The organism is Dactylosporangium sp. CA-152071, assembly GCF_050936335.1.
GTDB classification, from domain to species: Bacteria; Actinomycetota; Actinomycetes; order Mycobacteriales; family Micromonosporaceae; genus Dactylosporangium; species Dactylosporangium maewongense.
On record NZ_JBNJMZ010000001.1, the window covers coordinates 2,841,892 to 2,864,030 of the forward strand.

A 22,139-nucleotide genomic window follows, 5' to 3' on the forward strand; every position below is an offset into this window, starting at 1 on the left:
AAGGCATCACGTTCGGTCAATCGGTGTTGCCATGAATTGCCATACCTGGAAGGTCGGCCCGTCGGCCGGGGCCTCGGCGGCGCCGCCGTAGACGTTGACCGCACCGGCGAGGGGCAGGTCCACCGGCGGGCCGGACGCCCGGCGGGCGAAGACCAGCAGGCGCTCCGACGCGGTCTCCCGCCAGAACGCGATGGCGTCGGCGTCGGCGTGCTCGACCCGCATCCCGCCGTGCCGCAGCGCGGGGTGGGCGCGGCGCAGCCCGAGCAGCGCCCGGTAGCGGGCCAGGGTGGTGTGGTCCCAGCCCGCCTCGTCGTGCCACGGCATCGGCTGCCGGGACTCCTCGCCCCACGCGCCGGTGAGGCCGATCTCGTCGCCGGCGAAGAGCATCGGCACGCCCGGCAGGGTCGCGAGGAGACCGGCGGCCACCTCGACCCGGCCGGCGTCGCCGACGACGGTCCGCACGCGCGGCGTGTCATGGGTGCTCAGCGCCGTCCAGGAGTGCGTCCACGACCGCCACGACATGCTCGCCGAGACGGCGCGCATCGCCGTGACGACGGCGTCGCCGCCGCGGGTCGGCACGCCGCCCGGGACGCCGAGGAAGTCCGGCAGCGCCAGGTCCGGCCCGCGCAGCCAGGTCCACAGTGGACGGGTGAAGCCGGCGTAGTTCATGGTGCCCTGCCAGCCGCCGAGGTCGAGGTCGCCGCCCGCGCCGTGGGCGTGCTCCGCGACGAGCATCGCGTCGGGCCGCACGTCGCGCACCGCGCGGGCGACGAGCCGCGACACCTCGTGGGTGAGGTCGTCGGTGCCGTGCCGGCCGGTCATGTTGGCCACGTCCACCCGCCAGCCGTCGAGGTGCTCCAGCCAGCGCTGCAACGGGTCGACGAACGCCTTGCGCAGCCCGGTGGAGTTCCAGTTGAGCTTCGGCAGGCTCGGCACCCCGTACCACGCGGCGTAGGTGCCGTCGTCAGCGTGGTAGTAGCGGTCCCGGGCCGCCGGGTCGTGGAACCACTCGTGGGCGTCGCCGGTGTGGTTGGTGGTGATGTCGCCGACGAGCCGCATCCCGCGGGCGTGCAGCGCGTCGGCGAGCCGGGCGAGCGCCGCGTCGCCGCCGAGCAGCGGGTCGACGGTGTCGAACGTCGACGCGTCGTAGCGGTGGTTGGAGCCGGCCGGGAAGAACGGGGTCAGGTAGACGGTGTCGGCGCCGAGAGACTGGATGTGGTCCAGGCGGCCGGCGATGCCGTCGAGGTCGCCGCCGTAGATCTGCCGGCTGGTGAGCTCGCCGCGGCCGACGACCGGAGCGTCCCAGCCGCACGGCACCGCCCACGGGGGCAGGGCGCGCTCGGCGTACGCGGCCGAGCGGGCGAACCGGTCCGGGAAGATCTGGTAGATGACGGCGTCGCGGATCCAGGCCGGCGGCGCGGGGTGCGCCACCAGCCTGAAGTCCGTCGTGTCCGCGACCTCGTGGCCCGCAGGACCGGTCGCGGTGAACCAGTTTCCGTCGACCAGGAACCGGTAGGGCGTGACGGGGTTGTGCACGGGGATCGTGGCCCGCCACCACAGCTCGTCGCCGCGGCGCTCGGCGACGGCGTCGCTGAAGCGCGGCTCGCCGTCCAGGACGGACCGGACGTGCACCTGCTGCACGCCGGGCGACGTGCGCAGGAAGACCTCGACGTCGCTGCCGGGCGCCGGGGACTGGTCCGGGACGTGCAGCTCGGAGCCGTCGTGGTGGATCATCGTCATCCTTTCACCGCACCCGCGGTCAGGCCCGACACGATGTACCGCTGCAACGACTGGAAGACGAGCACCGTCGGGATCGCGGTCAGCAGCGACCCGGCGCAGAACATGCCGAAGTTCGCGTTGCGCTGCCCGGCGATCAGCCCGTACAGGCCGACGGCGAGGGTCTTGGAGTCGTCGGAGCGCAGGAAGGTGTTGGCGAGGAGGACCTCGTTGATGGTGCCGATGAAGCCGAGCAGCGCGGTGACCGCGAGGATCGGCGCGATCAGCGGCAGCGTGATGCGGAAGAACGTCTGCGCGTGGGTGGCGCCGTCCATGACCGCCGACTCGTCCAGCTCCCGCGGGACGGTGTCGAGGAACCCCTTCATCAGCCAGGTGTTCACGCCGAGCGCGCCGCCGAGGTACAGCAGCATCAGCCCCCACGGGGTGTCCAGGCCGAACGCCGGGTAGAAGTCACCGATCTCGGCGAAGATCAGGTAGATGGTGACCACCGCGAGGAACTGCGGGAACATCTGGATGAGCAGCAGCGCCATCAGCCCGACCCGCCGGCCGGCGAAGCGCATGCGGGAGAACGCGTAGGCGGCGAGGACCGACAGGAACACGGCCGTCGCGGCGGCGATGCTGGCGATGACGACGGAGTTGACGTACCAGCGGCCGAAGGCGGTCTTGCCGAACAGGTCCGTGAAGTTCGCCGTGCTGGCCCCGGTCGGGTACAGCTCGGTGGAGCTCAGCGACCCGACCGGGTTGAACGCCGCGGACACCACGAACACGATCGGGAAGAGCGAGAACACCAGGGCGGCGATCCCGACGGCGTGCCGCCAGCCGATCCTGCGCATCCACTTGGTCATGAGTAGACCTCTTCCTGCTTGCGGCTGCGCCGGAAGCCGATCAGCGACACGACGGCCACGATGGCGAAGATGTAGACCGAGATCGCCGCGGCGAAGCCGAACTGCGCGCCGGAGCCGCCGAACGCCAGCCGGTACGTGTAGGTGATGAGCAGGTCGGTCGCGCCCACGGTGGAGTCGTCGGGCGGGAACGGGCCGCCCTCGGTGGTCAGGTAGATCGCGTTGAAGTTGTTGAAGTTGAACGCGAACGAGGCGATCAGCAGCGGCGTCAGCGCGACCAGCAGCAGCGGCAGGGTGACCTGGCGGAAGCGTTGCAGCACCGAGGCGCCGTCGATGGTGGCGGCCTCCGTCATCTCCTTCGGGATGGCCTGCAGCGCGCCGGTGGCGACGAGGAACATGTACGGGTACCCCATCCACAGCTGCACGAGGATGACCGCCATCCGGGCCGTCCACGGCTGGCCGAACCAGTCGACGTCGAGGCCGAAGAACCGGTTGATGAGCCCGAACTGCTGGTTGAACATGTCCCGCCAGACGAGCAGCATCGCGAACCCGGGCATCGCGTACGGCAGCACCAGCAGCACGCGGTACACGCTGCGGCCGCGCAGCCGGTCGGCGTTGAGCGCCAGGGCGCAGCCGAGGCCGAGCCCGAACGTGACGAGCACGGACCCGATCGCGAACGCGAAGTTCCACAGCAGGGTGCCGAGGAAGTGGCCGGAGATGCGGGAGTCGGTGAGGACCCGGGTGAAGTTGCTGAACCCGACCGACACCTTCCAGCCCTGCGGGAGCCGCTCGCCGTCGGCGGCGACGAAGCTGCCGGACGCGCCGTCGGCCTTCCACTGCTTGCCGCTGCCGCGGTCGGTGACGCAGTCGCAGCCGCCGTCGTAGAACTGGGTCGCCTGGCCGTTGTACGCGCGGGTCAGGCCGGACGCGCGGACGGCGCCCTCGCCGGTCGGCACGCTGAACGCGAGGATGTCGTCGTTGCGGAGGTTGGCCTCGCCGAGCGTCAGCAGCGTGTAGCCGTCGGCCTCGACGATGCGGCCGCCCTCGACGGTGAACCGCGCCGGGTGCAGGCCGGTGCCGTCGCCGACGAACGTCGCGCCGGTCTTGTCGACCAGCAGGAAGACGATGGCGCCCTCCCGGGTGGCGACGGCGAGGTCGTACTCCATGGAGCCCGGGACCTGCTTCACCGACGCACCCTGCACGGCGGCGATCGCGTCGGCCTTGCTGCCGCGGTGCCCGTCGCCGTAGTTGGTGAACGCCGTGCTCGCGGTGTAGAGCACCGGCAGCGCCTGGAACGCGAGCAGGAAGATCGTGCCGGGGACCAGGTACTTGGCGGCGATGTGCCGCGGGGTCAGGTAGACGTAGAACAGCAGCGCGGTGGTCGCGGCGAGCACCGCGAGCCAGCCCCAGGCGTGGGCGTCGACCAGCGGGAGGGCGGCCGCGATCGCCAACGCCAGCCCGGCGCCGAGCAGGGCGATCTTGATGGTGGGGCCGGCGAGCGAGCCGCCTCCCCGCTGGGTCGTCGTCATGGTTACTTGTTGATCGCTTCGGCGATGGCCTTGCCCGCGGCGGTCAGCGTCGACTGCACGTCGGCGCCGCCGACGATCGCGGCCTCGGCCTTGCCGAACGGGTCCCACACCGCGGCCATGGCCGGGATCGCGGGGAGCACGGCGCCGCCCTTGCCGGCGTCGAGCCACTTCTGGATGTCGGGGTCGCTGCCCTTGACCTGGTCGAGCGCGGCGACGAGCGCCGGCGGGCGCGGGTTGGCCTGGTACAGCGCGACCTGCAGGTCGGGCTTGGTCAGGTAGTTGGTGATGAACTCGTTCGCCAGAGCCTTGCTCTTGCCCTTGCTGGCGACGTAGAACGCCTGCACGCCGACGAACGGCTGGGCGGGCTTGCCGCCGGCGAACGCCGGGATCGGGGTGATGTCGTACTTGACGCCGGCCTTCTTGATGTCGGCGACCGCCCACGGGCCGGAGATGAGGAACGCGGTCTTGCCGCCGGTGAACGTGGGGATGGCGTTGTCACCGGTGATGGAGCGGGTCAGCGCGCCGCTGCCCTTCTCGCCGAGCGCGGCGATCTTCTTGAACGCCTCGATCGAGGCCGGCTTGTCCACGCCCAGGTCGGCGGGGTCGTAGTCGCCGTTCGCCTTCTGCCCGAACAGGTAGCCGCCGGCGGACGCGTACAGCGGGTACGCGTGGTACGCGTCGCCGTTGGTGCCGACCTGCAGCGACATGATGTTGGTGACCTTGCCGGCCGTCTTCAGCGTCTGGCCGGCCTTGACGAGGTCCTCGATCGACGCGGGCGCGGTCGGCGCCAGGTCGGTGTTGCGGATCAGGGCGAGGTTCTCGATCGCGTAGGGGACGCCGTACAGCTGGCCGTTGAACGTGACGGCCTTGACCGCGACCTCGGCGAACGCCGACTTCTGCGCGTCCGGCAGCTGCACCGGATCGATCGCGCCGTTCTGGACCAGGTTGCCGATCCAGTCGTGCGCGCCGACGACGATGTCCGGGCCCTTGCCCGACTGCGACGCGGTCACGAAGTTGGTCTGCAGGTCCTTGGAGACCGCCTGGACCTGGACGGTGACGCCGTTGTCCTTGCCGAACTTCTCGGCGAACGGCTTCAGGGCCGCGGACCGCTGGTCGTCGGCCCAGATGGTGAGGGTGCCGCCGGCCGCCTTGGAAGCGTTTGCGGAGCCGGCCTTGTCGCCGTCGCTCTTGCCGCAGCCGGTAAGTGCCAACGACAGAGCCGCAAGGGTGACGACACCCGTGATGCGGATGCGCATGGGGGAATCTCCTGTTCGGACAGGGAAAGCGGGGTGTGCAGGGTGTGGTGCGCGGTCTCCTGGAAGGAGCCACGGGGAATGCGCCTGAGCGGGGTGTGACGGGCGGGTGCCGGGTCGCGATTCCAACAGCACCCGCGCGTCGTGGCCGAACGCTAGCAAGAGCTTGCGTCGAATGAAAGACCTTGCATCGACCTTTCACAAACACCGGTTCGATGCTTTACAGTCGGCCTATGTCCACCGAGCCACCCCGTGCCCGGCTCGCTGACATCGCCCGGCAGGCGGAGGTCAGCGAGGCGACGGTGTCCCGCGTGCTCAACAACCGCGCCGGCGTCAGCGCGGACACGCGGCAGGCCGTCCTCACCGCGCTCGACGTGCTCGGCTACGAGCGCCCGGAGCGGTTGCGCAAGCGCAGCGCGGGCCTCGTCGGGCTGGTCACGCCGGAGCTGGAGAACCCCATCTTCCCGCTCTTCGCCCAGATCATCGAGTCGGCCCTCGCGCAGCACGGCTTCACACCCGTGCTGTGCACGCAGACCCCGGGCGGCGTGACCGAGGACGAGTACGTCGAGATGCTGCTGGACCGGTCCGTCGCCGGGATCATCTTCATCTCCGGCCTGCACGCCGACACCACCGCGGACCACGACCGCTACCGCAAGCTGATCGACCGGCCCCTGCCGATCGTGATGATCACCGGGCACGTCGCGGGCCTCGACGCGCCCTGCATCTCCTGCGACGACCGGCTCGCCAGCCAGACGGCGGTCGACCACCTCGCATCACTCGGCCACACCCGCATCGGCCTCATCTCGGGCCCCGACCGGTTCTCGCCGGTGCAGCGCAAGCTCACCGGATACCGCACGGCGATGCAGCGCCACGGCCTCGACGAGATGGTCGAGCTGTCCCTCTTCGGCGTCGAGGGCGGCGCCGCGGCCGCCGACCGGCTCATCGCGCGCGGCGCGACCGGCCTCGTCTGCGGCTCGGACCTCATGGCGCTCGGCGCGATCCGTGCCGCCCGCGCCCGCGGCCTGTCGGTGCCGAAGGACGTCTCCGTCGTCGGCTACGACGACTCGCTGCTCATCGCCTTCACCGACCCGCCGCTGACGACCCTGCGGCAGCCGGTCCGGGCGATGTCCAACGCCGCCGTGCGCGCCCTCGTCGACACCATCAACGGGCAGCCGACCCCGCACTCGGAGTTCCTCTTCAACCCGGAGCTCGTGGTCCGCGGCTCGACGGGCATCGTCGCCCGCTGACGGTCTCTCCTCCCCCTCTTTCGCCTTTCATCGCAAGGGACCCTTCACCGTGCCTTCTTCCGACGTGCCTTCCAACTGGTGGCGCACCGCCGTCATCTACGAGATCTACGTCCGCAGCTTCGCCGACGGCAACGGCGACGGCGAGGGCGACCTCATCGGGCTGCGGGAGCGCCTGCCGTACCTGCGCGACCTCGGCGTCGACGCGATCTGGCTGACGCCGTTCTACCGCTCGCCGATGGTCGACGGCGGCTACGACGTCGCCGACTACCGCGACGTGGACCCGCTCTTCGGCTCCCTGGCGGACTTCGACGCGATGCTCGCCGCGGCGCACGCCCTGGACATCCGCGTCATCGTCGACATCGTGCCCAACCACACGTCGTCGCAGCACCCGTGGTTCACCTCGGCGCTCGCCGCCGGACCCGGGTCGCTGGAGCGCGACCGGTACATCTTCCGGCCGTCCTCCGCCTCGTCGCCGGAAGAGCCCCCGAACGACTGGGAGTCCATCTTCGGCGGCCGGGCCTGGACCCGCACCGCCGACGGCGAGTGGTACCTGCACCTGTTCGACCCCGGCCAGCCCGACCTCAACTGGGACAACGCCGACGTCCGCGCGGAGTTCGAGTCGGTACTGCGGTTCTGGCTGGACCGCGGCGTCGACGGCTTCCGCATCGACGTCGCCCACGGCATGGTGAAGGCGGCCGGCCTGCCGTCCGTCGGGCACCCGCAGCAGATCGGGCTGCTCGGCCGGGAGCCGCTGCCGTACTTCGACCAGGACGGCGTGCACGAGATCTACCGCGCCTGGCGGAAGATCCTCGACTCCTACCCCGGCGACCGGATGGCCGTCGCCGAGGCGTGGGCGTCCACCCCGCTGCGGCTGGCCCGCTACGTCGCCCCCGACGAGCTGCACCAGGCCTTCAACTTCGACTTCCTCGCCGCGCCGTGGTCCGCCGCGCAGCTGCGCGCCACGATCGACGCCTGCATCGAGGCCGCGGACAGCGTCGGCGCCCCCACCACGTGGGTCCTGTCCAACCACGACAAGGCCCGCCACGTGACCCGCTTCGGCTCGCCCGGCATCGCCCGCGCCGCGGCGCTGCTCATGCTGGCCCTGCCGGGCGCGGCCTACCTGTACCACGGCGAGGAGCTCGGCCTGCCGGAGGTCCTGGACCTGCCCGACGACGCCCGCCAGGACCCCGTGTGGCACCGCTCCGGCGGCACCGACCCCGGCCGCGACGGCTGCCGCGTCCCGCTGCCGTGGGACGCTTCCCTGCCGGCGTACGGCTTCTCGACGACCGGCCGCTCGTGGCTGCCGCAGCCCGACTGGGCGTCCCTGGCCGCCTCGTCCCAGCAGGGCGTGCCGTCGTCGTTCCTGGAGCTGTACCGCACGGCCCTGCGCCTGCGCCGCACCTTCACCGGCCCGCTGACCTGGCACGACTCCCCCGCCGACGTCCTGGACTTCAGCCGCGACGGCGTCCGCTGCGTGGTCAACCTGTCCGGCGCCGCCGTCGCGGTCCCGGCCGGCTCCGTCGTCCTTGCCAGCGGCGACCTGCCGGACGGGACACTGCCGCCCGACACGGCGGTCTGGCTGCGGTAGAACCGTCCCGTCAGGGGGCATCCAGGGCACGGCGGGTCGCATATGCTGCCCGCCGTGCCGTTTCACATGCCGGTGCCGGAGAGCCAGCCGGTCGACCTCTTCACCGAGCTGCGCCGTCTCGCCACCGACGCCGGCCGGGGTGACTGGCCCGCCGTGGCGGCGTTCCTCGGCGGGCTGCGGTCGCTCGACGACCTCGCGGTGGCGTGCGGCCAGATCGAGGACAAGCTCGACGACCAGGTCCTCGAGCGGGTGCCGTACGGCGACCCGGCCTGGGCGCTGGCACACACGATCCTCGGGGTCCGCACCGTGCTGCGCGGGTGGAAGATCCGCGGGACCGGCTGGGCCCGCAGCGTCACGCGACAGCAGTGGGCGGGCTTCCACGAGCACCTCAACCGGGCCGAGCAGATCCTCATCGAGGTCACCGCCCGCGAGCCGCGGGCGGGCTACGCGTGGCTGGAGCGGATGATCATCTGCCGGGGCATCTCGCTCGGCCACGACGAGGCCCGCCGGCGCTACGACCGGCTGAGCGCGCACCACCCGTTCGCGTACATCGCCGGATACCACCTCGTGCAGCAGCTGCAGCCGAAGTGGGGCGGCTCGTGGGAGAAGGTGTCCGAGTTCGGCGCCGAGCTGCTGCGCACCGCCCCGGCCGGGTCGCTCGGGCCGCTGACGGTCCTCGCCGGGCACATGGAGCGGTTCCATGCCTCCGACTCCGACGCCGAGGGCACCGCGCTCCTGCGCGCCCCGGCCGTCGTCGCGCAGATCCACCAGGTCGCCGACCAGACCGTCCGGCACCCCGCGTTCCAGGGCGGCTACCGGTTCCACACCGCGCACGACTACTTCGCGATGCTGTTCTCCCTCATCGGCGACCACGCCGCCGCGGCGCCGCACTTCCGGGCCCTGGCCGGGCGGCGCACCCCGCTCTGGGCGTCGTACTTCGACAACCCCGGGACCGCGTACGCCGACCTCCGTGACCGCGCGCTGGCGAGAGGCTGATCCCGTGCTGCACCGCACCGACGTCGACGGCGTCCCGACGCTGCTCGCGCCGAGCTCCGGCCCGATGACCGCCGGGCTGACCTTCCGGGTCGGCCTGGCCGACGAGGGCGCCGCCCGCATCGGCATCACGCACCTCGTCGAGCATCTCGCGCTGCACCGGCACGGCGTCGCCGACTACCACTACAACGGCGCCACCGGCAGCGTCGTCACGCACTTCCACATGCAGGGCAGCGAGCGCGACATCGTCACGTACCTGGAGATGGTCTGCGACTCCCTCGCCGACCTGCCGGTGCAGCGGCTGGAGACCGAGAAGGCGATCCTGCGCACCGAGGCGGCCGGGCGCGGCGGCGTCAACCGGATGCTGCCGATGTGGCGGTACGGCGCCCAGCACTACGGCCTGGTCAGCTACCCCGAGTGGGGCATCGACCGGCTCGGCCCCGACGACGTGCGGGCCTGGGCGAACGCCTGGTTCACCCAGGCGAACGCCGTGCTGTGGATCTCCGGCGACCGGATCCCGCCGGGCCTGCGGCTGCGCCTGCCGGCCGGGACGCTCCGCCCGGTGCCGGTCGCCACGACGATCCTGCCGGCGACACCGGCGTACTTCACCGGCGCCGGCGGCGGTGTCGTCTTCGACGGCGTCATGCGCCGGCACGTGGCCGGTTCGATGTTCGCCCTGATGCTGGAGCGGGAGCTGTTCCGGTCGCTGCGGCAGGAGAGCGGCCTGTCGTACGCGGCGAGCGCCTCCTACGACCCGCGCGGCGACGGCATGGCGGTGGTCACCGCGTTCGCCGACGCGCTGCCGGAGAAGCAGGGCGCGGTCGTCGGCGGTTTCGTCGACGTCCTCGCCGGGTTCCGGGTCGGCCGGATCTCCCAGACCGACCTCGACGCGGTCCGCGCGAAACGCGACGAGGCGCTGCGCCACCCCGACGCGCACGCCGGCCGGCTGCCGGGCCTGGCCGCCGACCTGCTCACCGGCGCGCGGCTGCGCACCCTCGACCAGCTGCGCGGCCAGTTGTACGCCGTCACCCTCGCCGACGTGCACGACGCCGCCCTGCAGGTCCTCGGCTCGGGGCTGCTGCAGGTGCCGCCGGGCAGCCGCGCCGACTGGGCCGGGTTCGCGGCGGCGCCGACGACGTCCACGGACGCGGTCCCCGGGCACACGTACCGGGCGCTCGACGGCTCCGGCGCTTCGCTCGTCCTCGGCGCGGACGGGGTCAGCATCGTCGAGGGCGAGTGCCGGGCGACGGTCCGCTACCGCTCCTGCGCGGTGGTGCACGCGTGGCCGGACGGCGCGCGGCAGCTGATCGGCCTGGACGGGATCGCGGTGCTGGTCGAGCCGGCGCTGTTCGCCGCGCCCGCGGACACCACCGCCCGCATCGACCGGTCCGTGGACCCGTCGATCATCCTGCCCATGCCGGCCCGCAAGCCGGACGACATCCCGCGCCCGTCGCCGGCACCTGCCACCGGCACGTTCCCGCCGTCCACCGGCACGTTCCCGGCCCCCACCGGCGGGCGCCCACCGGCGACCGGCGTCATCCCGCGGACCATCACGATGCTCCCGCCCGACGGGGTGCTCCCGCCGGCGACCGGCAGGTTCTCGCCGGCTTCATGCTGACCCGTGGAGGCGGGCCCGGGTCCGCTGAACAGCGGACCCGGGCTGCGGCGGGGTGAACTACTTCCAGGTGGCGTTGACGGTCTGGTTGGCGGTGCCCGTGTTCAGGGTGCGGTTGGCGCCGCTCTCCCAGGTGACGTTGCCGGCGCCGTCCTTCTTGATGAACTTGTACTCCACCGCCGTGTTCGACGGCAGCGTGACGGTGCCGGACCAGACCGGGTAGTTCGCCGACGACAGGGCGATCGCGTTCGCCGTGTTCCACGAGCCCAGCGCGGGGATCGAGCCGACCACGTACACGTTCTGGCCGAGGACGGTGGTGACGGTCGCGTTGAAGGTGACCGCCGGGTTCGTGGCCGTGGAGCCGCTCCAGGTGGTGCTGACGGTGCCCGTGCCGTTCGCGGGCACGGTGTACGTGTGGTTGCTGCCCGGCTCCCAGGTGACGGCGCCGGCGCTGGTCTTGGTGATGAACTTGTACTCGACCGCGGCGCCCGCCGGGAGCGTCACGGTCTTCGTCCAGGCGGAGCCCGAGGCGGTCATGGGGATGGCGTTGGCGGTGTTCCAGGAGCCGAGCTCCGCGACGGAGCCGACCAGGTAGACGGGGTTGCCCGTGGGCGCGCCGGTCACCGTGAACGCGACGCCCGCCGGCACCGGCGACGAGGTGGACGGCGTCGGCGACGGGGTGCCGCCGGTGACGCGGGCGTTGACGTGCAGCGCCACGGCGTCCTTCGCGTTCGCGCCGACCGTGGCCTGGCCGGAGCCGTTGACGGTCACCGTCGGGCCGCTGCACGTGCCGGAGGAGGCGGTGTAGTCGCCGTGGATGACGTCGCAGTAGACGCCCGCCGGCAGGCCGGTGCTGAACGTGCGGGACGCGACCGACCCGCCGCCGTTGTTGATGAGCGTCCAGCCGAGCGCGCCGCGGGAGAAGGCGATCGCGTTGGAGCCGTCGCTCCACCAGTTGCCGACGGTGGTGCTGGCCTTGGTGGCGTTGTGGAAGCCGACCATGTTGCGCACGGAACGCTGCCGGTGCTGGCACTCCCAGCCGCTGCCGCAGGTGACGCCGGTGACGTAGCCGTTGGCGTCGGCGGGCGGGGACGCGTCGTTGTTGGTGAAGCTGAACGAGCTCATCACGTTCGGGGTGCCGTAGTTCCACGCCAGCATGAAGACCGTGGCGAGGGTGTCGGTGCTGCCGTTCTTGTAGCTGAGGGTGGAGCCGTTGCGTTCGGTGTCGTGGTTGGACACGAACGCGGTCGCCTTGTCCGACGGGCGCAGGCCCCAGCTGGTCCCGAACGTCTGCAGGTTCGCGATGCTGCCGGTGAACTGGTTCTTCAGGTTGGTGGCGTAGTTGAACTCCAGGACCCCGCCGATGCCCTCGTAGGCGGCCATCGACAGGTTGCCGCTGCCGCCGGGCATGACCTCCTGCGCCCAGTACACGTTCTGGTTCGTCAGCTTGCCCTTGATGGCGGCGAGGTCGGCCTGCGCCATGTGCTTGGCCGCGTCGACGCGGAACCCGTCGACGCCGACGCTGATCAGGTCGTTGAGGTAGCCGGCGATCTTCGTGCGGACGTAGTCGGTCTCGGTGGCGAGGTCGGAGAGGCCGACGAGCTGGCAGTTCCAGACCTCGGTCTGGTTGTTCCAGTCGTGGATCTGGTTGTCCGACTGGGGGCAGGCGCCCGGGTTGTGGTGGAAGTCGTTGTACCCGTAGCCGGCGCTCGGGTAGCTGTAGTTGTTGGTGAAGGACGCCGGCCCGTACGCGGTCGTCGAGGACTGGTTGGCGCCGGTCATGTGGTTGATGACGGCGTCGACGTACACCTTGACACCCGCGGCGTGGCAGGCGTTGACCATCGCCGTGAACTGGGCCCGGGTGCCCATGCGGCTGTTGAGGTCGTAGGCGGCCGGCTGGTAGATGTCCCACCACGGGTGGCCGGCGACGCTGATCGAGTCCTCCGGCGGCGCGACCTGCACGGCGCCGTAGCCGGCGGGGCCGAGGACGTTGGTACACTCGGTGGCGATGGACGTCCACGGCCACAGCCACAGGTTGGCGATGACGTCGTCGGAGGCGACGGACGCGTCGGCCTGACGGTCGGCGGACAGCAGCGGGTAGGCGAGCGCGCCGGTCATGGCGAGCGCGACCGCGCCGATACTCAGGACACGTTTCTTCACAGGGGTGTCTCCAATGCTCAGCGGAGGTATGGGCCGGCGGTGCCGACCCGGCCCGGCGCGGGGTTGCCGGGCAGCGACAGCACGTAGACGCGCATGGCACCCTTGGCGGTCACGGTGGCGGTGAGGGTGCCGCCGGTGACGGTCTGCACGTCACCGGTGACGGCGTCGGTGTAGGTGCCGTTGGGGATGCCGGTGAAGGTGGCGGTGCTGGAGATGGCGACGAGGACGAAGCTGTCCACGCTGCCGGCGGTGTAGCGGCGCTTGTACGCGATGCCGCCGGAGACGCCCGCGGTGGAGTACTGCCCCATCTGCAGTGCCGGCACCGCGCGGCGGATCTGGTTGAGTCGCTGGACGTGCTGGACGAGCGGCTTGCTCAGCGTCGTGGCGACCGGGCCGCTGGCGCTGGCGACGGTGCCGTAGCCGGAGGCGACGACCGTGCCCTCCACATAGGACCCGAAGTAGGCCCGGCCGGTGTTCGCCAGGGGGCACGTCGGGCCGCAGTCGATCTGCTTGCCGGCCTGGAACTCGACCTCCGAGCCGTAGTAGAGGACCGGGACGCCGCGGAACGTCCACATGAGATCCATGTTCTCGGCCCACGCGTCCGTCCCGCCGGCGTAACGGGTGCTGGACTTGTTGGGGCCGTAGTCGTGCGAGTCCACGTACACGGCGTTGTACGTGGCGTCGTTGACGCTGTCGTCGGAGTCCTTGCCGTTGTTGAAGGCGTTGGCGGCGTCACCGAAGTTCATGTGCATCCGCATGTCGATGATGTTCATGCCGGAGAACTGGCTGTGGTCCGGCGCGTGGTAGAGGTTGCCGTTCAGGAACGCGTTCGTCGACGTCGGCTGGTTGCCGGTGCCCTGCAGGTTCTCGTAGTTGAACTGCTCCAGGGCCGCGGTCGCGTCGTCCGCGCTGTAGGTGCGCCGCTCCTTCCACGTGTAGAACTGCGCGGAGTGGTTGACGGAGCCGCGGTTCCACTTGTCGTTGACGAACGCGGCGACCTCGCCGAAGACGTAGAAGTCGTTCGCCTTCGCGGCACCGTACTTCTGGACCAGGTGCTGCTGGAGGGCCGGCAGGAAGCGCCGGTTCCAGGTGACCCGCGGGATGTGCACGGCCGTGTCGATGCGGAACCCGTCGACGCCCATGTCGATGTAGGAGCTGTACGCGTCGATGAGGTACTGCTGCACGACCGGGTTCTCGGTGTTGAAGTCGGCGAGGTCGTCGTGCAGCCAGCAGGAGCGGGCGTCCTCGCCTTCCCAGTTGCCGATCCAGCACTGGTGGTACAGGTCGGCGGGGAACATCTTCGCCGTCGGGCTCGGCCACTGGCAGTGGTGGTTGGCGTAGCCTTCGGGGCTGAACGTGCCGTTCGTCTGCCCGTAGTTCGGGCAGGTGTTGCCGGCCGGTGCGGTGGTGGACCACAGGTCGCCGTTGTAGGCGCGGCCGAGCGCGTTCTCCTCCAGCGGGTTGTACGTCTTGCCGGGGACCTTCTCGCTGTACATCCAGTCCCACTGCCCGTCCCGGGCGCCCCACACGGTCGGCACGTACAGGCCCTTGGCGCCCCAGCGGGAGCTGTGGTTGTAGACCACGTCCTGGTAGATCTTCAGGCCCTTGGCGTGCGCGGCGTCGATGAGGTTCTGGTAGCTGGCGCCGGGCGACTCGAGGCGTGGGTCGACGCGGAAGAAGTCCCAGCCGTGGTAGCCGTGGTAGTCGTAGTCGGACCGGTTGAGCACGACCGGCGTGATCCAGATCGCGGAGAAGCCGAGGCCCTTGATGTAGTCGAGCTTGTCGACGAGGCCCTTGAAGTCGCCGCGGAACATCGGGTCGTTGTTGGCCGCGTTGCCCGACTTCACGTGCTGGCTGCCGCCCCTGTCGTTGGAGGCGTCCCCGTCGTAGAAGCGGGCGGTGAGCACGAAGTAGATGCTCTCCTTGCGCGGGTCGCCGCCGAGCATGGATCCGCCGGCGGGCAGCGGCGGCGCGTCGCCGGTCGTGACGGTGACGGTGCTGGACGCGCCGGAGAGGTTGCCGGCCGCGTCGACGGCCTTCACGGTGTACGAGTAGCTGGTCCTCGGCGCGAGCCCGCCGTCGATGTATCCGTTGGTGGCGGTGGTGAGCACGGTCGCGCCGGGGTTGCGGGTCACCTGGTAGCCGGTGACACCGCGGTCGTCGGTCGAGGCGGTCCACGACAGCGTGACGGTGACGTGGTCGGCGGTCGCGGTGACGCCGCCGGGGACGCTCGGCGGGGTCGTGTCGGGCGGAACGGCCGCGCACGGGTCGGTCGCGCCGCCGGTGACGACCCCGCCGGCGACCTTCGACGTGCCGGCGTCGATGCGGTAGTTGGCGCCGTTGTTGTTGTCCCACGTGCCGGATCCGTTGTTGAACACCGCCTGCATGCCGGTGGCGGCGCCCAGCGCGACGGTCTTCTTCACCCAGCCGGCGCAGGCGACCTCGTTCATCGCGACGCCCGGCACCGCGGTCCACGCCTCGCCGTTCGGCGCGTAGTGGATGTTCACCACCGGCCAGTTCCTGCCGGCGGTGGAGTAGAAGACGGTGGCGGTGTTGCCGGTCGGCGGCGGGGTCGTCGGCGTCGGCTGGCCGCCGCACGGGTTGCCGGTGCCCGCGACGCCGCCGGCGACCGTGACGTCGCCGGTGCCGAGGGCGTAGTTGCGGCCCGAGTTGTTGTCCCAGGTGCCGGCGCCGTTGTTGAAGACGACCTGCAGGCCGTTGGCGGACCCGAGGTCGATGGTCTTGCTGTACCAGCCGGTGCAGGCCGGCGTCATCGCCACGCCCGGCACGGCCGTCCACGCGCCGCCGTTGGGCGCGTAGTGGATGTTGATGGTGGTCCAGGCGGCGGCGGGCTTGTAGTAGACGGTGACGGTGGTGCCCGCGGCGGCGAGGGCGGGGACGACGAGGAGGGACGCCAGCAGCGTCAGGACGGCGAGCAACAGGGCTCTTCTTCGGGACACGGGGTGCTCCTTGCGTGCATCGATGCGGCGGCGGACCGACCGACGTGACAGCCTGGCGGGGCATGGCAGCGCGTGGAGGAAGACTGATCTGGCCGATTGACACATGTCAAGCTTCTTGCAAAAATCACCAACTCCTCACCGGACAGATCCGGGCTGAGCTGCTGAAACGTCGACGCCACCTTGCAAAGATCAACAGGTCTTTACCGGCGCGTTACGGGAAGCTAGCATCAGTGCGCTCTTGCAAGACCTTGCAATCCCTGCAAGCCGCCTACAGTGGAGCGTATTCGTGAAGCGTCCCCTCATGCTCGCGGCGGTCCTCGCCCTGACCGCCGTCGGGCTCAGTGCCCCGCCCGCGGCGGCGTCCCCGGACCGCGGCGACGTCACCGCACATCTCTTCCAATGGCCGTGGCGCGACGTCGCCCACGAGTGCCGCACCACCCTCGGCCCGGCCGGCTACGCCGCCGTGCAGGTCACCCCACCCCAGGAGCACGTCGAGTTGCCCGCGCAGGGGTATCCGTGGTGGCAGGCGTACCAGCCGGTCAGCTACAAGCTCGACAGCCGCTACGGCAACCCCCGCGAGTTCGCCGGCATGGTCGAGGCCTGCCACCGCGCCGGGGTCAAGGTGTACGTCGACGCCGTCATCAACCACATGTCGGGCCAGACCACCGGCGGCGTGGGCAGCGGCGGCACCCGGTTCGGCAAGTACGACTACCCCGGCCTGTACGACAGCACGGACTTCCACCACTGCGGCCGCAACGGCGACGACTGGATCCACGACTGGAACGACGCGTGGGAGATCCAGCACTGCGAGCTGCTCGGCCTGTCCGACCTCGCGACCGAGCAGGAGGACGTGCGCACCGACATCGCCGGCTACCTCAACGGCCTGCTGCGCCTCGGCGTCGACGGCTTCCGCATCGACGCCGCCAAGCACGTCCCGGCGGCCGACCTCGCCGCCATCAAGGCCAAGCTGAAGCGGCCCGCGTACCTCTACCAGGAGGTCCTCGGCAACGCCCCGATCCCGAAGTCCGACTACCTGCCGGTCGGCGACGTCATCGAGGACGCGTACGGCCAGCAGATCAGCCGCGTCGTGAAGACCGGCAAGCTCAGCTGGCTCGACCAGTTCGGCGAGGCGTGGGGCTTCTCCCCGTCCGCCACCGCCGTCGTCTACGTCGACAGCCACGACACCGAGCGCGACCAGAGCGGCGCGACCCTCACGTACAAGGACGGGCCGCTCTTCGCGCTCGGCAACGCCTTCTCCCTCGCGTGGCCCTACGGGCACCCGCTCGTGCTGTCCAGCTATGGGTTCACCAGCACCGACGCCGGGCCGCCGGGATCGTCGGCCACCGGCGACCTGGGCGCCGTGCGCTGCGGCGGGGTCACCAGCGGCCCCGGCGGCTGGCTCTGCCAGCAGCGGGACACCGCGACCACCGGCCTGGTCGGCTTCCGCAACGCCGCCGGCACCGCGCCGGTCAGCCACTGGTGGAGCGACGGCGACAACGCGATCGCCTTCGCCCGCGAGGGCCGCGGCTACATCGTGCTCAACCGGGAGAGCACCGCCGTCACCCGCACGTTCGACACGGGCCTGCCGGCCGGCGTCTACTGCGACGTCACCCGCGGCACCGTGCGCGGCGACCGATGCACGGGCCCGACCGTCACCGTCGGCAAGGGCGGCGCGCTGACCACGACGGTGCCCGGGCTGAGCACCCTCGCGATCGACGTGCGGCACCGCGTCTCCCGGCCCGTCGCGGCTCCCGCGGCGGCGGTGTCGTTCTCCGCGTACGCGGTGGTCGCCCCGGGCGAGCGCCTCGTCCTCGTCGGCAACGCCCCCGCCCTCGGCGCCTGGAACCCCGCGAACGGCGTGCGGCTGTCGTCGAGCGGCTATCCACAGTGGACCGCGCGGGTCCAGGTCCCGGCCGGCACCGCGCTGGAGTACAAGTACGTGAAGCTCGCCGCCGACGGCACGGTCACCTGGGAGAGCCGCCCCAACCGCACGGAGACCGTGCCCGCCGACGGCTGGCTGTCCACCTCGGACGGCTGGGAGGCCGGCGCCACCGTCCAAGGCGACGTGACGCTGCACGTCGCCGAGGAGCCGGGGCAGCAGCTGTTCCTCGTCGGCGCCGCGCCGTCCATCGGCTCGTGGAACCCGGCGAACGCCGTGCCGCTGACGAAGGCGGCGGACGCGACGTGGACCGGCCAGGTGACCCTGCCGGGCTCGGCGGTCGTCGAGTACAAGTACATCCGCAAGGACGCCGCCGGCACCGTCACCTGGGAGAGCGACCCGAACCGCACGGTCGCCACCCCGTCGGGAGGCAGCATCGCCCTGAACGACACCTGGCGCTGACCGGCAGCACTTTCGATCCAATCGACAGAAGTCATGGACATTCGAGCAAAAGTCTTCTAGCGTGGCTGACACATCGAGGGCCGTCACCGCGAGGTGGCGGCTCGCGGTGCCCGTGTCGCCCTTCGGCGAGCGCGCGGGAGTTCTCAGGGCGGCGCACCGTGCCGCCGGACAACTCCTACCCTCTGGAGCGCTCGATGAGGAGAACCGTCCTCGGCGCGGCGGCCGCCGTCCTGATCGCGGGCCTGCTGCCCGCGACGCAGGCCCGCGCCGCCGTCCCGCCGCAGGAACCCGGCGTCACGCTGCGCGTCTTCGACGTGCAGACGCCGCTGAGCTCGATCTGCACCCTCAAGACCGGGCAGACGCCGAACATCGACAAGCTCATGCCGACGGTCAACTGGAGCACGGCCGCCGACTTCGGTCTCGAGGACCTGTTCCAGGCGCAGGTGACGGGCAACGTCAACGTCACCACCGCCGGGTCGTACATCTTCCGGCTCACCAGCGACGACGGCTCCCGGCTGCTCGTCGACGGCGCGACCGTCATCAACCACGACGGGCTGCACGGGGCGACCGCCATGGACGGCACCGTCACCCTCAGCGCCGGCTACCACGCGATCCGGATCGACTACTTCGAGCGGACCGGCGGGCAGCAGCTGACCCTCGAGTGGCGGCCGCCGGGCGCGTCCGGGTTCACGGTCGTGCCGAACTCGGCGCTGAGCACCGACGCCGGGGTCGTGCGGGTGACCGCGCCCGGGCGCAAGGAGTGCGAGGGGGCCGCCGACAGCCCCGGCGACGGGCTGCCGCTGAACGCCGTGCATCCCGGGTACACCTTGACCAGCCTCCGCCCGAACGGCTTCCAGCCGCAGGTGAGCGCCATGGACTGGCTGCCCGACGGGCGCCTGGCGATCACGACCTGGGGCGGCAGCAACACCACCGTCGGTGAGGTCTACCTGCTCAGCGGCGTCACCGGCGCCACATCGCCCGCGCAGGTGACCTACACCAGGATCGCGACCGGCCTGCGGGAGCCGATGGGCATCAAGTACGTCGACGGCAAGCTGTATGTGTCGCAGAAGCACGAGCTGACCGAGCTCAACGACACCAACGGCGACGGCCAGATCGACCAGTACCGCACCGTCGCGACGTGGCCGTTCGACGGCAACTTCCACGAGTTCGCGTTCGGGCTGCTGTACAAGGACGGCTACTTCTACCTGAACCTGTCGGTGTCCATCAACCAGGGCGGCGCGACCACCGACCCGCAGGGCTCACCGAACCGCGGCACCAGCCTGAAGATCAACCGCAGCACGGGCGCGGTGCAGTACGTCGCCGGCGGCCTGCGCACCCCCGACGGCATCGGCTGGGGCCCGGAGGGCGACATCCTCGTCACCGACAACCAGGGCGGCTGGCTGCCGGCCTCGAAGCTGGTGCGCATCAAGCAGGACCGGTTCTTCGGCCACTACACCAACCCGGACGGGCCGTTCGACAACCAGCCGGTGACCGCCCCGGTGCTGTGGCTGCCGCAGAACGAGATCGCCAACTCCCCGAGCACCCCGCTGCTGCTGTCCAGCGGCCCGTTCGCCGGCCAGCTGCTGTTCGGCGACGTCACCTACGGCGGCATCCAGCGGGCGTACCTGGAGAAGGTCAACGGCGAGTACCAGGGCGCGGTCTTCCGGCTCACGCAGGGCCTGGAGATGGGCGTGCTGCGGCTCAGCCAGGGCCCCGACGGCGCGCTGTACGCCGGCGGGCTCGGCGCGGGCGGCAACTGGGGTCAGGAGGGCAAGCTCACCTACGGCCTGCAGAAGCTCACCCCGAACGGCGCCTCGGCCTTCGAGATCAAGGCGATGCGGGCGATCGCCGGCGGCTTCGAGCTCGAATACACCCAGCCGGTGTCCTCGGCGACCGCGGCCTCCTACGTGGCCAAGCAGTGGCGCTACGTGCCGACCCCCGCGTACGGCGGCCCGAAGGTCGACGAGGAGACGCTGCAGGTCACGTCCGCCACGCTGTCCGCGGACCGGCTCAAGGTGACGCTCCAGCTGGCCGGCCTCAAGCCCGGCCGGGTCGTCTACCTGCGCTCCCCGCGCCCCTTCACGTCCACCACCGGGGCGTCGCTGTGGAGCACGGAGGCGTGGTACACGCTGAACAGCCTCGTCGACGGCACCCTGGCGCAACCGGGCCGGCTCGAGGCGGAGCACGCCGGCCTGAGCGGCAGCGCGCACGTCGCGACCGACCACAGTGGATACACCGGGTCGGGTTTCGTCGCCGGCTACGGTACGGCCGGCGCGGCGACCACGTTCAGCGTCACGACGCAGACGGCCGGCGCGTACGACGTCAACCTGCGCTACAGCAACGGCCCCAACCCGTCGCCGGGGACGAAGACGGTGAGCCTCTACGTCAACGGCGCGAAGGTCCGCCAGGTCAGCCTCGCCAGCACCGGCGACTGGGAGACCTGGGCCAACGCGGTGGACCGGGTGACGCTGCGGGCCGGCGGCAACACCATCGCGTACAAGGTGGACAGCGGCGACATCGGCCACGTGAACCTCGACAGCCTCACCGTCGGCCTGCCGCCCGGCGACCGCACCGGCACCATCACCGGCGCGGACGGCCGGTGCGTCGACGTCAGCAACGCCGACACCGCCAACGGCACCAAGGTCCAGCTGTGGGGCTGCAACGGCACGACCGCGCAGAGCTGGACCCGCACCGGCGACACCCTGCGCGCCCTCGGCAAGTGCCTGGACGTCAGCGGCGGCAACACCGCGGCCGGCACCCCGGTGCAGCTGTGGAACTGCAACGGCAGCGGCGCCCAGGTGTGGCAGGCCCAGCCCGACGGCGCACTGCTCAACCCGCAGTCGGGCCGGTTCCTCAACGCCAGCGGCGCCGCCCTGCAGATCGGCGACGCGCGGCAGGTGTGGACGCACAACGGGGTCAGCCGGGTGCAGCTGTTCGACGGCGGCAACCTCAACGCGTTCGCCGCGTCCGACGGCAGCGCGGCGACCTGGCCCGTGTCCGGCGGGTCGGTGGAGGTGCTCGGCGGTGACCTGCGCACCAAGCAGACCTTCGGCGACTTCAAGCTGCACGTGGAGTTCTGGCTGCCGAACCTGCCGCCCGAGGTCACCGGCCAGGCCCGCGGCAACAGCGGCATCTACCTGCAGGACCGCTACGAGCTGCAGGTGCTCGACACGTACGGCAAGGCCACCCTCGCCACCAACGAGTGCGGCGCGATCTACCTGAAGCGGGCACCGGACAGCAACCCGGCGACGGCGCCGGAGACGTGGCAGACCTACGACGTCACGTTCCGCGCCGCCCGCTGGAACGGCGCGACGAAGACGGAGAACGCCCGCGTCACCGTCGTGTGGAACGGCGTCGTCGTCCACAACGACGTGGCGATCGACGGCCCGACCGGCAACGGGGCCGCCGAGTCCGCGGCCGCGCTGCCGATCCGCCTGCAGGACCACAACGACCCCGGCGCCAACGTCCGCTACCGCAACATCTGGATCGAGCCCGCGTAGGGCAAAGGCGTGTCTGGTAAGTCGTCGACCTGGTTGGCTGCGTGTCGGTGATAGATAGGAAACGAGGTCTCCGGTAGGTGGGTCAGCGACCAGGCAAAACCTGACTACCGGAGACCTCGTGGCCAGCTTGGCGGTGACGAGGCGGCACGATCCCACCGACGCGGAGTGGGCGGTCCTGGCCGTGGCGCTGCCTGTCGTGTCGGTGCGAGGCCGGCAGGGACGTAAGGCGTTGTCATGGCAAAGGCAACCGGGCGTACCTGCGACGGCTCGGAATTCGTGCGACGATCCCGATCAAGGCTGACCACGCCGCGAACCGGCGCAAGCTCGGGTCGAAGGGCGGCCGTCCACCAGCCTTCGACCCCGAGCGCTACAAG

The 22,139-nt window shown here is 71.2% G+C and carries 12 protein-coding genes; 6 read left to right on the plus strand and 6 right to left on the minus strand.

Annotated elements, in window-relative coordinates:
* Window positions 1–6 precede the first annotated feature (6 nt).
* The 4 genes from ACQEVZ_RS12585 to ACQEVZ_RS12600 are packed head-to-tail and all read right to left on the minus strand — an operon-like array spanning window position 7 to window position 5,364.
* Window positions 7–1,740, minus strand: coding sequence for a glycoside hydrolase family 13 protein (locus ACQEVZ_RS12585; protein WP_433365623.1), 1,734 nt, complete (start codon window positions 1,738–1,740; stop codon window positions 7–9).
* A complete protein-coding gene (locus ACQEVZ_RS12590) occupies window positions 1,737–2,582 on the minus strand; it encodes a sugar ABC transporter permease (RefSeq protein ID WP_354897637.1) in 846 nt (281 codons plus the stop codon). Before ACQEVZ_RS12590 ends, ACQEVZ_RS12585 begins: the two co-directional genes overlap by 4 nt.
* Complete coding sequence (locus ACQEVZ_RS12595) at window positions 2,579–4,108, minus strand: ABC transporter permease subunit (RefSeq protein WP_354897635.1); 1,530 nt, start codon at window positions 4,106–4,108, stop codon at window positions 2,579–2,581. The genes ACQEVZ_RS12590 and ACQEVZ_RS12595 overlap by 4 nt, the downstream gene beginning before the upstream one ends.
* 2 nt (window positions 4,109–4,110) lie before the next feature.
* Window positions 4,111–5,364, minus strand: a complete 1,254-nt coding sequence (locus ACQEVZ_RS12600) for a sugar ABC transporter substrate-binding protein (RefSeq protein ID WP_354897632.1) — start codon at window positions 5,362–5,364, stop codon at window positions 4,111–4,113.
* Window positions 5,365–5,576: 212 nt separating this feature from the next.
* Here ACQEVZ_RS12600 and ACQEVZ_RS12605 point away from each other — a divergent pair, with 212 nt between their 5' ends.
* From ACQEVZ_RS12605 to ACQEVZ_RS12620, 4 genes are read left to right on the plus strand one after another with little or no spacing between them, the layout of a single operon-like run.
* Window positions 5,577–6,608, plus strand: a complete 1,032-nt coding sequence (locus ACQEVZ_RS12605; RefSeq protein WP_425552276.1) for a LacI family DNA-binding transcriptional regulator — start codon at window positions 5,577–5,579, stop codon at window positions 6,606–6,608.
* Between the two features lie 49 nt (window positions 6,609–6,657).
* The gene (locus tag ACQEVZ_RS12610) at window positions 6,658–8,196 is read left to right on the plus strand and encodes a glycoside hydrolase family 13 protein (RefSeq protein WP_433365629.1); all 1,539 of its coding nucleotides are present in this window, start codon (window positions 6,658–6,660) and stop codon (window positions 8,194–8,196) included.
* Between the two features lie 54 nt (window positions 8,197–8,250).
* A complete protein-coding gene (locus ACQEVZ_RS12615; RefSeq protein ID WP_433365632.1) occupies window positions 8,251–9,192 on the plus strand; it encodes a hypothetical protein in 942 nt (313 codons plus the stop codon).
* A gap of 4 nt (window positions 9,193–9,196) precedes the next feature.
* Window positions 9,197–10,807, plus strand: a complete 1,611-nt coding sequence (locus ACQEVZ_RS12620; protein WP_433365635.1) for a M16 family metallopeptidase — start codon at window positions 9,197–9,199, stop codon at window positions 10,805–10,807.
* A gap of 57 nt (window positions 10,808–10,864) precedes the next feature.
* Here the strand turns inward: ACQEVZ_RS12620 and ACQEVZ_RS12625 are convergent, their stop codons facing one another.
* Entirely contained in the window at window positions 10,865–12,964 is a 2,100-nt protein-coding gene (locus tag ACQEVZ_RS12625) for a carbohydrate-binding module family 20 domain-containing protein (protein WP_433365638.1), read from the minus strand.
* A gap of 17 nt (window positions 12,965–12,981) precedes the next feature.
* Window positions 12,982–15,924 carry a carbohydrate binding domain-containing protein gene (locus ACQEVZ_RS12630; RefSeq protein ID WP_433365641.1) on the minus strand — a complete coding sequence of 981 codons (2,943 nt, stop codon included), beginning with the start codon at window positions 15,922–15,924 and terminating at the stop codon, window positions 12,982–12,984.
* Between the two features lie 286 nt (window positions 15,925–16,210).
* Between ACQEVZ_RS12630 and ACQEVZ_RS12635 the strand changes: the two genes are divergently transcribed.
* The gene (locus ACQEVZ_RS12635; RefSeq protein ID WP_433365643.1) at window positions 16,211–18,265 is read left to right on the plus strand and encodes a carbohydrate-binding module family 20 domain-containing protein; all 2,055 of its coding nucleotides are present in this window, start codon (window positions 16,211–16,213) and stop codon (window positions 18,263–18,265) included.
* Between the two features lie 194 nt (window positions 18,266–18,459).
* Window positions 18,460–21,765, plus strand: coding sequence for a family 16 glycoside hydrolase (locus ACQEVZ_RS12640; protein ID WP_433365645.1), 3,306 nt, complete (start codon window positions 18,460–18,462; stop codon window positions 21,763–21,765).
* The last annotated feature ends 374 nt before the right edge of the window (window positions 21,766–22,139 follow it).

What these genes read in the sequence shown, in the direction of transcription:
- ACQEVZ_RS12585 (WP_433365623.1), bottom strand. Translation starts at nt 1,740, where the DNA reads ATGACGATGATCCACCACGACGGCTCCGAGCTGCACGTCCCGGACCAG.
- ACQEVZ_RS12590 (WP_354897637.1), bottom strand. Translation starts at nt 2,582, where the DNA reads ATGACCAAGTGGATGCGCAGGATCGGCTGGCGGCACGCCGTCGGGATC.
- ACQEVZ_RS12595 (WP_354897635.1), bottom strand. Translation starts at nt 4,108, where the DNA reads ATGACGACGACCCAGCGGGGAGGCGGCTCGCTCGCCGGCCCCACCATC.
- ACQEVZ_RS12600 (WP_354897632.1), bottom strand. Translation starts at nt 5,364, where the DNA reads ATGCGCATCCGCATCACGGGTGTCGTCACCCTTGCGGCTCTGTCGTTG.
- ACQEVZ_RS12605 (WP_425552276.1), top strand. Translation starts at nt 5,577, where the DNA reads ATGCTTTACAGTCGGCCTATGTCCACCGAGCCACCCCGTGCCCGGCTC.
- ACQEVZ_RS12640 (WP_433365645.1), top strand. Translation starts at nt 18,460, where the DNA reads ATGAGGAGAACCGTCCTCGGCGCGGCGGCCGCCGTCCTGATCGCGGGC.